Source organism: Desulfosarcina ovata subsp. ovata (genome assembly GCF_009689005.1).
Taxonomy (GTDB): domain Bacteria; phylum Desulfobacterota; class Desulfobacteria; order Desulfobacterales; family Desulfosarcinaceae; genus Desulfosarcina; species Desulfosarcina ovata.
The window spans coordinates 2,930,785-2,944,049 of the sequence record NZ_AP021879.1; the positions used below are offsets into that span (position 1 = coordinate 2,930,785).

Annotated in this window: 9 protein-coding genes; 6 read left to right on the top strand and 3 right to left on the bottom strand. The window is 57.8% G+C overall.

The features are described from left to right. Window positions 1-918, top strand: coding sequence for a glycine cleavage system protein H (locus GN112_RS13045; RefSeq protein ID WP_155310624.1), 918 nt, complete (start codon window positions 1-3; stop codon window positions 916-918). 140 nt (window positions 919-1,058) lie between these two features. Here GN112_RS13045 and GN112_RS13050 read toward each other — a convergent pair whose 3' ends face one another. From GN112_RS13050 to GN112_RS13060, 3 genes are read right to left on the bottom strand one after another with little or no spacing between them, the layout of a single operon-like run. Continuing rightward, window positions 1,059-1,652, bottom strand: coding sequence for an archaemetzincin family Zn-dependent metalloprotease (locus GN112_RS13050; RefSeq protein WP_155310625.1), 594 nt, complete (start codon window positions 1,650-1,652; stop codon window positions 1,059-1,061). Further along, window positions 1,649-2,992: a sigma-54-dependent transcriptional regulator gene (locus tag GN112_RS13055; RefSeq protein ID WP_155310626.1), complete on the bottom strand. Its 1,344-nt coding sequence runs from the start codon at window positions 2,990-2,992 to the stop codon at window positions 1,649-1,651. Before GN112_RS13055 ends, GN112_RS13050 begins: the two co-directional genes overlap by 4 nt. A 55-nt stretch (window positions 2,993-3,047) precedes the next feature. Next, window positions 3,048-4,610 carry an ATP-binding protein gene (locus GN112_RS13060; RefSeq protein WP_155310627.1) on the bottom strand — a complete coding sequence of 521 codons (1,563 nt, stop codon included), beginning with the start codon at window positions 4,608-4,610 and terminating at the stop codon, window positions 3,048-3,050. Window positions 4,611-5,185: 575 nt separating this feature from the next. Between GN112_RS13060 and GN112_RS13065 the strand changes: the two genes are divergently transcribed. From GN112_RS13065 to GN112_RS13085, 5 genes are all read left to right on the top strand, one after another. Beyond that, a complete protein-coding gene (locus tag GN112_RS13065) occupies window positions 5,186-9,625 on the top strand; it encodes an FAD-dependent oxidoreductase (RefSeq protein WP_155310628.1) in 4,440 nt (1,479 codons plus the stop codon). Between the two features lie 58 nt (window positions 9,626-9,683). Next, window positions 9,684-10,115 carry a hydrogenase iron-sulfur subunit gene (locus GN112_RS33965; protein ID WP_155310629.1) on the top strand — a complete coding sequence of 144 codons (432 nt, stop codon included), beginning with the start codon at window positions 9,684-9,686 and terminating at the stop codon, window positions 10,113-10,115. Between the two features lies 1 nt (window position 10,116). Next, window positions 10,117-11,064 carry a 4Fe-4S dicluster domain-containing protein gene (locus GN112_RS13075; RefSeq protein ID WP_155310630.1) on the top strand — a complete coding sequence of 316 codons (948 nt, stop codon included), beginning with the start codon at window positions 10,117-10,119 and terminating at the stop codon, window positions 11,062-11,064. A 102-nt stretch (window positions 11,065-11,166) separates the two neighbouring features. Then, complete coding sequence (locus GN112_RS13080) at window positions 11,167-12,231, top strand: 4Fe-4S dicluster domain-containing protein (protein ID WP_155310631.1); 1,065 nt, start codon at window positions 11,167-11,169, stop codon at window positions 12,229-12,231. Between the two features lie 177 nt (window positions 12,232-12,408). Beyond that, on the top strand, window positions 12,409-13,254 hold the full coding sequence (locus GN112_RS13085; protein WP_155310632.1) for an FAD/NAD(P)-binding protein: 846 nt from the start codon (window positions 12,409-12,411) through the stop codon (window positions 13,252-13,254). The last annotated feature ends 11 nt before the right edge of the window (window positions 13,255-13,265 follow it).

Consider the following 13,265-nt stretch of genomic DNA (forward strand, 5'->3'; position numbering starts at 1 on the left):
ATGGCACATCAACGACAGCGATCACCGGCCGGCCCCTGCATCTGGATGCAGGCCGGCGTGGTCAGAACCAAGACATGCACCAAAGACTATCATTGTGCCGGCTGCCGCTTCGACAGGGTCCTGCGGCAGCTGGCCCGGGAAAATCGACACCCCTCGGCAGGCAATCCCCCCGGGGCGGAGCGACGGGCACGGATCGTCTACTGGGCCGACAAGCTCAAGGAATTGCCGGCTCACCGGCGGCCCTGCGTGCATCACCTCAAACGCCGCATCGCGTTTCGCCCCTGTACCAACGACTACGTGTGCAGCAACTGTGAATTCGACCAGTACTTTCAGGATCAGTTCCTGGTCCATGCCGCCCTCAAGCCCGTCGATATCAATACGATCCAAGGGTATCGGATTCCCCGGGGCATCTACCTGCACCGCGGCCATGCGTGGCTGGGAATGGCCGCCGGAGGCCAGGTGCGCATTGGCCTGAACGACTTTGCCGTCCGGCTGCTGGGCCCCATGGACCGCATCGAGCTGCCGCTGATGGGAAAGGCCCTGACCCAGGACCAGGAAGGCATCACCCTGCACCGCGGTTCGCTGAAGGCCGGTTTGCTGTCCCCGGTCAGTGGCGTGGTCACGGCATTCAATCCCGAGGTCGGTGACAATCCCCAATCGCTGGCGGACGATCCTTACGGCAAAGGCTGGCTGCTGATGGTACAGCCGGCAAACCTGCGCGAGGAACTGCGCCGGCTGAAGATGGGCGATGAAGAGGCAGCCCCCTTTATCAGGGATGAAATCGCCGGTCTTCACCGGGCCCTGGAACCCCACCTGGGGCCACTGGCCGCCGACGGCGGCCAATTTTGTGACGACCTCCTTAAAACGTTGCCGCGCACAGCATGGGAAGCGGTAACCCGGCAGATCCTGAAAAGCTGACCGGTCTCAATTCTCATGGTCATAAAAATCGGATCGATTATAAATGGATAGAATGCCACCATTTGGCATTTTTCATTGGACATTTGACATTCTTAACCAGCCGCTATCAGGTAAAAAGAACGACAGAAAGGCAAAGGCAGTTACCCTGTATGCCGGGAAAATGTTGTATCATCGGGATGACCATCAAGCGCCTTCAGCCCATCGGCCAGCATGACGCGGCAATAGCGGCAGAACTGGTCCTTTTTGTGGTCGACATCAGCGATGCTGCGACAGTAGTGCATCAAACACTGATTGTCCTTGCAGTGCCGCAGATCAAAGGTGTGCCCCAGTTCGTGGGCACACTCTTTGACGATGCGTGCCAGATAACGCCGCCGCTCGCCGGTGGCTGAAATCTCGGACGCCAGGCGAAAGGTGGACACAATGCAACTGAGTCCCCCCAGCTGCGCCTCTCCATAAACGTGGGTCAGAATCGGGATAAACAGATCCCGATCGGTCAATGCGAGTACCTTGAGGGCATCCCCCGGCGCCTGTTCGCTCAACTGCGCAAGGATCGCCGTTGAATGGAATTGCCTGCGCTTGGCATCCCAGGCAAAGTCGATAGTATCGATCAGGCCTTGGATTCGGCAGGGCAGGCCCATTGAGCGTCGTACCATTTTCTCGACGGCGCACAGGATATCGGCATCGAAATGGCCGATGGGTGAAAGGATAACCGTTCGGCTGAAGGTGGCAGTCAATCGGGGGCCTGCAGATGGTAGCGCTTAATCTTGCTGTATAGGGTTGAGCGGTCAATGCCGAGTATCCGGGCACTGTTTGAGATGTTCCAGTCGTTGTCGTCAAGAACCTGCCGGATATGATGTTTTTCAATGGATTTCAGGGAGTGGTCGGCAGGCTTGCCCGGTTCCGGAATACAGGCAATCGGCAGGTCCTCGGGCATCACCTGGATCGTCTTGCCGACCACCACGGCCCGCTCGATGGCGTTTTCCAGTTCACGGATATTTCCGGGCCAATCGTAAAGCATCATTTCATCCATGGCCGGCCGGGATATTTTCTGGATCGGCTTGTTGGTCTCCTGGCTGAAGCGCAGCAAAAATTGGTCACACAGCAGAGGGATGTCCTCTTTGCGCTCACGCAGGGCCGGCATGCGAAGCGAGATCACGTTGAGGCGGTAAAAAAGATCCTCGCGAAAGGTCCCCTCGGCAATGGCTTTTTTTAAATCGCTGTTGGTGGCGGCAATGATGCGAAAATCGGCCTCCAACGGCTGGGTGCCCCCCACGCGGTAAAAAACACGATCCTCCAGCACGCGCAGCAGATCGATCTGCATCCGCATGCTGACCTCGCCGATCTCGTCCAGGAAAAGCGTACCCCCGTCGGCCATTTCCAGACGCCCTTTTTTGGTTTCCCGCGCATCCGTGAACGCACCTTTCTGGTGGCCGAACAGTTCGCTCTCCATCAGGTGTTCGGGAATGGCCCCGCAGTTGACCGCCACAAAAGGCCCCCGGTTGCGGCCACTGCAGGTATGAATGGCCTTTGCCGCCAGCCCTTTCCCGGTTCCGGTTTCACCGGTAATCAAAACGGTGGAATCGGTGGGGGCCACATCGTTGATCAGATCGAAAATCCGCTGCATGGCCCGGGACTGGCCGATCATGCTCTCAAAGCGGGTGCGCTGTTTTACTTCGTCACGCAGGTAGGCATTCTCCCGTTCCTGTTCCTGACGGGAAATAATTTTTTCGATCAAAAGGCCGATCTCTTCCGGGTCGAAAGGCTTGAGCAGATACTCCACCGCCCCGCGTTTCATGGCTTCGATAGCGGTAGCGATAGAGCCATAGGCGGTAATCATCACCACCGCGGTATCCAGGTCGCGATCATTGACGATTTTCAGCAGATCGAGCCCGCTCATGCCTTCCATCTTGATGTCCACCAGCATGATGTCAAAACGGGCGGCAGTCAATTTTTCTAGGGCATCTTCGCCACTGGCGGCAGTTTCCACGTGGTGGCCGTCCCGTTCCAACCAACCGGCCAGCGACTCCCGAATGATCAATTCGTCGTCCACCACCATGATCCGGGTTCTACTCATCTTGCCTCCGCGCTGATTGCATGGTCAGTTCACCCCAATGTTGGGGTTGACAGGATCATCGCTCCGTTTTTGTCGAAGGGGAAACGGGCTCCAAGGAGAGCGGCAGTTGAATCGTAAAGGTCGCGCCGTGCCCCGTCCGGGAATCGACCGTAATACTGCCGTTATGGGCTTTAATAATGCCATAGACAACACTCAGTCCCAGGCCGACCCCCTTGCCTTTTGTTTTTGTCGTGTAAAACGGCTCGAAGAGCTTGTCATGGTACTCCGGGGAAATGCCGATCCCCGAGTCAGTGAAGGAGACGAGAATCGTCTTTGCCGGCTCATCACACCAGCTCTTGATCGTCAGCAGGCCGCCCCTCCCCGATTCCATGGCCTCGGCAGCATTGGACACCATATTCATGAACACCTGCTGCAGTTGATCGGCAGACCCGATCACCGCAGGCAGGCCCGGGTCGAGCGTTTTTTTCACCTTGACGTTGTGGATTTTCAGCAGGTTTTCGTTGATCACCAGCGTCTTTTCGATCAACTGGTTAATATCCTGGGCGCCGGGCTCCATTTTGGACTGGCGTGAGAATGTCAGCAGATTGGAAATAATGCGGCTGATCCGGCGGGTTTCCGCCTCCATGAGGGACAGGTAGCGTTCAAACAGTTCGGGATCACGGTCCCCCTTCTCTTCCTTCATGATCCGCTTCATCAGCAAAATCAGATTCAGGATACCGGCAATGGGATTGTTGATTTCGTGAACCACGGAAGCGGAAAGCTTGCCAAGGGAGGCCATCTTGTCCTGATGGAGCAATTTGGCGTGGGTCTCCTGGAGTTGCCGGGTGCGTTCGTCAACCATCTTCTCCAGCCGGCGCCGATTCTCTTCCTCCTGCAGCCGGCGTTCGGTGAAATCGTGGCTGATCTCGATCAGCCGTGAAATCTTGCCGCCCTTTTCCCAGATGGGATGAATGGACACTTCCATGTAATGAACTTTCCCGTCGGGCCCGGTGCGCGTACGAATGGTCTCGGCGGGCAACCGGTTCTGGATCACGCTTTTCAACGGGCAACCGTTCTCTTCTCCATAACACGACTGGTGGGTCTGGTGGTAAACCTCGTAGCATTTCTTCCCGATAACGTCCTGCTTCTCATACCCCATATATTTGAGGAACGCATCGTTGGCATCGACGATTTCCTGATCCGGGGTAAATACCAGAATCAGATCCTGGATTCCGTTGAGAATGGTCTGAATCTCCTCGGAACGCTGCTGGACCAGTTTTTCCCTGGATTTGAAGGCCCGCCAGAAAAGGTCGAAGGCCGGATAGGCGAGCACCCGCAGGCGGTCCGGCTTTGTCTCCAGAATCCGTTGCAGCAGATCGGGATCGGGGTCGAGGAGAATAAACAGGTCAATGCCATACGCAGGATCATACAACTGCCGGTAATCGGAAACGATCTTCAACCCCCAGCGGCGGGCCAGGCGAACGCCGGGAGCGTTTTCATCTGCATCGGCCACAGCGACAATCCGGGAATTGACCTGGTCCTGAAGAAAAGCAAGCGTAGTCATCTTCAACACCGCTTCACAATAACTACCACCACCGATCAAGGCAATGTTGATGAGCACCGTGCCGTTCTCCATCATTATTTTCGCCCCTAAATAATGAAAACCAATCAGCTAATAAACTTACTGAATTTTTTGAACTATGTTATCATATCCACAATTTGTCGATCAAGCCGATTTTAAAACCAGTCGGGGTTGTTTCTAAAGAAAATAGATCGGGCGCTAAACCGATCTGAGTCATTTTGACCCGAGACAATTTTTCTCGTTGTATCAAACTGACCCACTGCATGCATACGACACAAACAGATGAAAAAAAACTTAAAACATTTTATCATATAGTTATCGAGGCATCCCAATTGTTTGACAATGATCAAATACAAATTGGCCTGCATATTGATAAAGGGTTTTATTCGTATAATCGGCCTGAAGTCAGAAAAACAGATCAAACTTGATTCTATCTTCTTTTTGGGGCATATACACAAAAGGGAATGGATGAAGCCATAACTATAATGGCAAAATCTGTTGACAAGCCGTTTTGGGCCATATAGGTATGGTTTTCTTGAGAAAACATCTCCTAATCCATTATTTTCACTTAATACATTAATATTCTTAACACCTTACCAGAACGCGTTTCATGCGCAACCAGGAGACGTATTATGGCAACGAACACAGTTGGTTCCGTTTTGGTTGTTGGTGGAGGCATCTCCGGTATGCAGGCCGCATTGGATTTGGCCGATTCCGGGTATTTGGTTCACGTTGTAGAAAAATCTCCTGCCATCGGCGGGGTGATGAGTGAACTGGACAAGACCTTCCCCACCAATGACTGCGCAATGTGAATTATCTCCCCCAAACTGGTCGAGTTCGGCCGGCATCTCAACATCAATCTTATTACCTGTGCTGAAATAAAAGAGATTCAAGGAACCGAGGGCAATTTTACCGTTACCGTAGACAAAGGCCCCCGTTTTATCGATCCCGCCAAATGTACTTCTTGTGGAGATTGCGCCGAAGCCTGCCCGGTCTCCCTCCCCGACGAATACAATCAGGGGTTGAATTTCCGCAAAGCCACCTACAAGCGTTACGCCCAGGCCATCCCCGGTGCATACGCCATCCAGAAGGCCGACAAGGCGCCCTGCCGCCTGGCCTGTCCGGCGGGCATCAACGTCCAGGGGTACGTGCAGATGGTCGGCCAGGGCAAGTATGCCGAGGCCCTGAAGATCATCATGGACGACCTGCCCCTGCCCGGCGTGCTGGGGCGCATCTGCCCCCACGGCTGCGAGGACGCCTGCCGGCGCTGCGAGGTGGATCAGCCGGTGGCCATCCGCGAGCTCAAACGCCTGGCCGCCGACCAGGTCGATCCGCGCACCATCGAGATCCCCATGGCAGAAAAGCGCGGGGAACGCGTGGCCATCATCGGCAGCGGTCCGGCCGGTCTGAGTGCGGCCTATCATCTGGCCCGCCGGGGCATTTTGAGCACGATCTACGAGGCCCTGCCCAAGGCCGGCGGCATGCTGCGGGTGGGCATTCCGGATCACCGCCTGCCGCCAGCGATCCTGGACCAGGAGATCGAAATCATCACCAACATGGGGGTGGAACTTTTGACCAATACGCCCCTGGGCAACGACCTGACCGTGGACAGCCTTTTCGATCAGGGGTTCAAGGCGGTCTACCTGGCCCTGGGCGCCCACAAGGGCATCACCCTCGGGGTTCCCGGCGAAAAGGCCGCGGGCGTGCGCCAGGGTGTGGATTTCCTGCGTGAGGTCAACCTCACCGGCAAGGCACCGGTGGGCAAGCACGTGGCCATCGTCGGTGGCGGCAACGTGGCCATTGACGTGGCCCGCTCGGCCGTGCGCCTGGGCGCCGAGACAGTACAGATCATCTACCGCCGGACCCGTGCGGAGATGCCGGCCTGGGAAGAAGAGATCCAGGCCGCCGAGACCGAAGGGACCGAGATCACCTATCTTGCCGCTCCCCAGGAAATTCTTTCCGAAAACGGTAAGGTGACCGGCCTGCGCTGCATCCGCATGGAACTGGGCGAGCCGGACGCCTCGGGACGCCGCCGTCCGGTACCGGTACCGGGCAGTGAATACGACCTTGAGATCGACCAGCTGATCCCGGCCATCGGCCAGCGGCCGGACCTTTCCTCCATCGAGGATGTGGACGGCGTGGGATTCACCCGCTGGAGCACCACGGAAGTGGACCCGGTGACCTATGCCACCGGCCGGCCGGGCGTGTTTTCCGGCGGCGACCTGCAGAGCGGGCCCTGGGTGGCCATCGGCGCCATTGCCGCGGGCAAGGAGGCGGCCGAGTCCATCGAGCGCTACCTGGACGGTGCGGACATGGCCGCGGGCCGCGAGCCCATCGAGCGGTCCGAGCCGGTCTACCGTCCGGTGCCCGAGGGCGAGCCGATTGTAGCAAGGGTCAAGCCGCGCGAGCTGGAACCCGCGGCGCGCAAGGGCAACTTCAACGAAGTGGAACTGGGCATCACCCCCGAGGCCGGTCAGGCCGAGGCGGCGCGCTGCCTGAACTGCGGCTACTGCTGCGAGTGCTACCAGTGTGTTGAGGCCTGCGGCGCCGGCGCCGTGACCCTGGAAACGCATCAGGAACAACGCGAACGGATCGATCTCAATGTGGGATCGGTCATTCTGGCACCCGGGTTTTCCCCTTACGATCCGTCCAAGCTTGACTTCTACGGGTATGGCCGGCATCCCAACGTCATCACCAGCATGCAGTTCGAACGCCTGCTCTCTGCTTCCGGTCCCACCGGCGGCCATGTGGCCCGGCCTTCGGATCACAAGGATCCCCGGAAGATCGCCTGGTTCCAGTGCGTGGGTTCCCGCGACCAGAACCGCTGCAAGAACGAGTACTGCTCCTCGGTATGCTGCATGTATGCCATTAAGGAAGCGGTGATCGCCAAGGAGCACGCCGGCGACGATCTGGACTGCGCCGTCTTTTTCATGGACATGCGCACCTACGGGAAGGATTTCGAACGCTATTACGAAGGTGCGAAAAGCCAGGGGGTCCGGTTCCTGCGGTCCAAGGTGCATACCATCGACAGCGTACCGAACAGTGACGACCTCTCCATCCGTTATGTCACCGAAAGTGGTGAAATGCAGACGGAAACATTTGATTTGGTCGTTCTTTCCGTGGGGCTGGAGACCTCCCCCGAAGTGGTCGCCCTGGCCGAATCGCTTGACGTGGGACTCACTCCGGGCAATTTCTGCAACACCACGACCTTTGCTCCGGTAACCAGCACCCGCAACGGGGTTTACGTCTGTGGCGCGTTTCAGGGGCCCAAGGATATTCCCCAGGCCGTCGTGGATGCCAGTGCTGCGGCGTCTGCCGCCGGTGAAATGCTCAGTTCCGCGAGGAACACGCAAACCCGTACGGCCGAGGTGATACCCGAAGTGAACGTGCTCGGCGAGCGTCCCCGGGTGGGTGTTTTCGTCTGTAACTGCGGTATCAATATCGCCGGTGTGGTGGATGTTCCGGCGGTACGCGATTACGCGGCCAGCCTGCCGTTCGTGGAGTATGTCACCGATAATATGTACACCTGCTCCCAGGACACCCAGGACAGCATGACGGCCATCATCCGCGAGAAAAATCTCAACCGGGTAGTCGTGGCGGCTTGTACGCCAAAGACCCACGAGCCGCTGTTCCAGGAAACCCTGATCAATGCGGGGCTCAACAAATACCTGTTCGAAATGGTCAACATCCGCAACCAGGATTCCTGGGTGCATAAGAACAATCCCGATATTGCCACCCAGAAGGCCAAGGATCTGGTACGCATGGCCGTTAACAAAGTGGCCCTGAAGGAACCCTTGACCGAAACCGAACTGACCGTCGGCCAGGCCACACTGGTCATTGGTGGTGGGATCGCCGGTATGACCGCGGCATTGAGCCTGGCCCGCCAGGGGTATGATACCCATCTGGTGGAACGGACGGATCAGCTGGGAGGACAGGCCAACAGCCTTTTCCGCACCTGGAAAGGGGAGGACATAAAAAGCGGACTGGCCGAACTGATCGTCCAGGTGAATGCCGAAGAGCGGCTCCACGTGCACCTGAACACGGAGCTGGCCGATGTGGAAGGGTTTGTGGGCAACTTCAAAACCGTTATTAGAAATGGTGACGCCGAAACCGCCATCGACCATGGCGTCGCCGTGGTGGCCACCGGTGCCAGGGAGCTCGAACCCGATGAATACCGTTACGGTGAAGATCCGCGAATCTTGACCAGCCTGGAACTGGATCGCAAAATGCTGACCGACGATGCCATGCTGGGCACCCTCAACGCGGCGGTGTTCATCCAGTGCGTGGGCTCCCGGGAGCCCCAGCGGCCTTACTGCTCGCGCGTCTGCTGCACCCATTCCATCGAAAGCGCCCTGGCCATCAAGACGCGGAATCCGGATACCAACGTCTATATCCTCTACCGGGATATCCGGACTTACGGCGAACGGGAAACATTGTATAAAAAAGCCCGTGCGGCCGGTGTGATCTTCATCCGCTACAACCTGGAAAACAAACCCCAGGTGGTGCGCGACGGCGATCGGCTGGCAGTTCGCGTCACCGACCATGTGCTCGGCTTCCCCCTGGAAATCACCACGGACCTGATCACCCTGGCAGCGGCAATTGTTCCCTACGCCGACGAACGGCTGGCCCAGTATTTCAAAATTCCGCTCAACGACGATGGGTTTTTCGTGGAAAAACACGCCAAGCTGGGCCCCTGCGAATTCGCCACCGACGGGGTGTTCCTCTGCGGGTTGGCCCACTATCCCAAGTCCATCGACGAAGCCATCTCCCAGGGCAAGGCGGCAGCATCCCGGGCGGTGACGCTGCTGGCCCAGGAGCATATTTTTACCAGTGGCGAAGTCGCCTCGGTGGATCCGCAGATGTGCTCCAGTTGTGGGGTTTGCGTTTCCATCTGCCCCTACTCGGCACCCAGCTTCATCGCTGCCGATGCGCGTATGTTTGCCGGCCGGGCCACCATCAACGCGGCTCTGTGCAAAGGATGCGGTTTGTGTGTGGCCTCATGCCGCTCGGGTGCCATCCATCTCAGCGGATTTGACAACAATCAGATTTTTGCCATGCTCGATGCCATCTAATTAATTACCGTCCGGTGGAACGTCCTCACCGGACGGATCTGAAAACAAGGAGAAAACCATGTCTGAATGGGAACCGAAGATCGTTGCCTTTCTGTGCAACTGGTGCAGCTACGGTGCCGCCGATCTGGCTGGTGTCAGTCGGATGCAGTATCCGTCCAACGTGCGCATCATCCGCATCCCGTGTACCGGCCGGATGAGCCCGAAATTTGCATTGGCGGCCCTGCGCAATGGTGCTGACGGGGTGTGGGTGTCCGGGTGACATCCGGGTGACTGCCATTACCTGGAAGGTAATTACTACGCCCGACGGAAATTTGCCCTGTTTACCAACCTGATGGATTACATGGGGATCGAAAAAGATCGCCTGCACATGTCGTGGGTGTCTTCGGCCGAAGCCACCAAATTTATCGATGTCGTGACCCGGGTAACCGACGCGGTTCGTGCCCTGGGTCCGAACACCCGTTTTGTCAAACACCAGGCGAAGGTAGCGTGATATGTCCGGATACACAGAAAAGATGAGGGAGATCGCCGGCCGGCTGCTGGGCGACTGCAGTGTCCAGATGGTCATCGGATTCCGCAAGGGGACCCTGCCCATGATGAACGAGCCGTGCTTCGTCACCAACCCCGAACAGGTCCCGTCGCTGGTCTGGGACAGCAACTGCGGGATCAACCTGGCCAACTACCTGACCAATCGAAAAGAGAAGATCGCCGTTTTCGCCAAGGGGTGCGATTCGCGCAACATCGTCAACCACATTGTCGAGAACAAGATCAAACGCGATCAGCTGCACATCGTCGGCGTGCCCTGCACGGGGATGATCGACAAGCGCAAGATCACCGGCATGGTGAACGGTGAGATCCTGGAGACCACCGAGACCGAAGACACCATCAAGGTGCGCACGGCGGAAGCGGAGACGCTTTTCGACAAACGCGAGGTGCTGCAGCAGAACTGCGCCCTGTGCATTCACCGCAACCCGGTGATCTTTGATGAGATGGTCGCCGATCCGGTGGCCGAGCAGACCGACATCGACCGCTACGCGGACGTCCGCAAAATCGAGGAGATGGATTCCAAGGAGAAGTGGCAGTTTTTCGATGACCTGCTCTCACCGTGCATCCGCTGCTACGCCTGTCGCAACGCCTGCCCGCTGTGCTACTGTCCGACCTGTTTCGTGGACGAATCCAAACCCCAGTGGGTGGGCAAGGGCCAGGATCCCATCGATGTGCGGACCTTCCATTTTTTGCGGGCCTACCACTGCGCCGGGCGCTGCACCGATTGCGGGGCCTGCCAGCGGGCCTGCCCGGTGGGCATCGACATGCGGCTGTTGACCCGCAAACTGGAAAAGGACTGCCAAGAGCAGTTCGGCTGGGAGGCCGGGCTCTCCCTGGATCAGCGTCCGGCCCTGGATGTCTACCAGACCAATGATCCGGGCGACTTTATTAAGTAGTGCCTGACCTGAAACGGCATTTCAGGCCAAGCACTTGTAGCCATGATGAATTTTAGCGGGCAGGACGCTTCCCGCCTGCAATTCCATATAAAGGTTAAAAACATGACGCTGCTAACGATTGACAAAGACCACTGGACGCAAGGATTGGCGGCTGCGGCGGATCATTACCGGCTGTTCGGGCCGGTCAAGGAGAAGGACCAGCACCAGTTCAAGGCGCTGGAAAAGGGCCGGCTCCCCGACCTGGACCTGGTGAACACCCGCCTGTCGCCCAAGGACCTGGTTTTTCCCCAGTCCGAAATCATGCTCACGTACTCGCTGGACGAATCCCGTGAGGACCACCATATCATGAAGGAGGCCCATACGGATCACGCCCCCCGGGCCGTGGTCGGCATGCGTCCCTGCGATGCCAGGGCGATTCAACTGGTCAAGCTCAACTTCGACACGCCGGATGTCAAGGACCCCTATTGGCTGAAGGCCTATGAGGCCACCACCTTCATCGGCATGGCCTGCGATACGCCGCTGTCCACCTGCTTCTGCACCTCTGCCGGATGCGGTCCGTACAACGCGGAGGGCCTGGACATCCTTATGATGGACCGGGGCGAGACCTACCTGGCCAAGATTTTCACCGAAAAGGGCAAGGCCTTCGCCGATACGGCCGGCTGGAACCAGGCCACCCCCGAGGCGGCCGAGGCGTTCGTGGCCGCCAAGGAAGCGGCCGAGGCGAAAATGGTCTCCACGATCAGTACGGACAACCTGGCCGATACCGACCTACTCGACCTGCACGGGGCGCCGTTCTGGGATGACATCGCCTTTGCCTGCCTCAACTGCGGCACCTGCACCTTCACCTGCCCCACCTGCTGGTGTTTCGACATCCAGGACGAGGTCCAGGGCAAATCCGGCGTGCGCATGAAAAACTGGGACAGCTGCATGTTTCCCATTTTCACCGTGCACACCACCGGCCACAATCCCCGGGACACCAAGACCCAGCGGGTACGCCAGCGCTTCATGCACAAACTCAAGTACTTTGTGGACAAGTACCAGACCGGCATCATGTGCGTGGGCTGTGGACGGTGCGTGCGTCAGTGCCCGGTCAATATCGATATCCGCCGGGTGTGCGAGTTGATGAACAGTTTCAAGCCAGCCGACGCCTGCGTTGCGCAGGGATGATCGGATTCAAGAGAAGGGTACCGGCGGCGTTATCGGTCGTTGCGGTATGACCAATACAGCTTCCTCCCTCTGGCCTTACCGGAACCCTTCTCTTGAATCCGATGGGCGTCTGCGTTGGGAATAAGGGGGGGGACTCACAAATTAGATTTTAAATCCCATGCAGGGAGATAAAGAAAAATGCAAAATCCATATTTACCCTATCCGGTCCGCATTGACGACATCACCGTCGAGGCCGAGGACAAAAGCCTGAAGACGTTCAAATTCGTCTTTTTGAACGATGGCGACGAAGATCAATTCGCTTACCGGGCCGGCCAGTTCGCCGAGCTCTCCATCCCCGGCAAGGGGGAAATCCCCATCGGCATCGCCTCCTCGCCCGTGGAAAAGGGATTCGTCAAATTCACCGTCAACCGTGCCGGTGTGGTCACCACCCACCTGCACAACATGCGCGCGGGCGATCGCATGGGCCTCAGGGGGCCCTTGGGCAATTGTTATCCCTGGGATCTTTTGGAGGGCAAAAACATCCTCATCGTGGGCGGTGGGTTCGCCTTCACCACCCTGCGGTCGTCGATTGTCTATATGCTCGATCCGGCCAACCGTTCCCGGTTCGGCAATATCGACGTGGTTTACGGGGCCCGCAGCCCGGGCATGCTGCTCTACAAGGACGAACTGGTGGAATGGGAAAAACGTGACGACATCAACATGCACATCACCGTGGATGGCACCGACGATCCGGACTGGAAATACAACATCGGGTTCGTGCCGCCCATCACCGAGCAGAAGGCCCCTCCGGGCGGCGCGGACACCTATGCCATTGTGTGCGGCCCGCCGATCATGATCAAGTTCACCCAGCCGGTGCTGGAGAAATTGGGCTACGACCATGACCATATCATCATGAGCCTGGAAAACCGCATGAAGTGCGGTTTCGGCATGTGCGGCCGCTGCGGTATCGGAAAGGAACTGGTCTGCAAGGACGGCCCGGTCTTCACCCTGAACCAGATTAATCGGACCCCGAGAGAATACTAGCTCCGGTTAAA

Coding starts and splice junctions, on each gene's coding strand:
- GN112_RS13075 (WP_155310630.1), top strand. CDS start 10,117: ATGTCCGGATACACAGAAAAGATGAGGGAGATCGCCGGCCGGCTGCTG.
- GN112_RS13060 (WP_155310627.1), bottom strand. CDS start 4,610: ATGATGGAGAACGGCACGGTGCTCATCAACATTGCCTTGATCGGTGGT.
- GN112_RS13080 (WP_155310631.1), top strand. CDS start 11,167: ATGACGCTGCTAACGATTGACAAAGACCACTGGACGCAAGGATTGGCG.
- GN112_RS13045 (WP_155310624.1), top strand. CDS start 1: ATGGCACATCAACGACAGCGATCACCGGCCGGCCCCTGCATCTGGATG.
- GN112_RS13055 (WP_155310626.1), bottom strand. CDS start 2,992: ATGAGTAGAACCCGGATCATGGTGGTGGACGACGAATTGATCATTCGG.
- GN112_RS13085 (WP_155310632.1), top strand. CDS start 12,409: ATGCAAAATCCATATTTACCCTATCCGGTCCGCATTGACGACATCACC.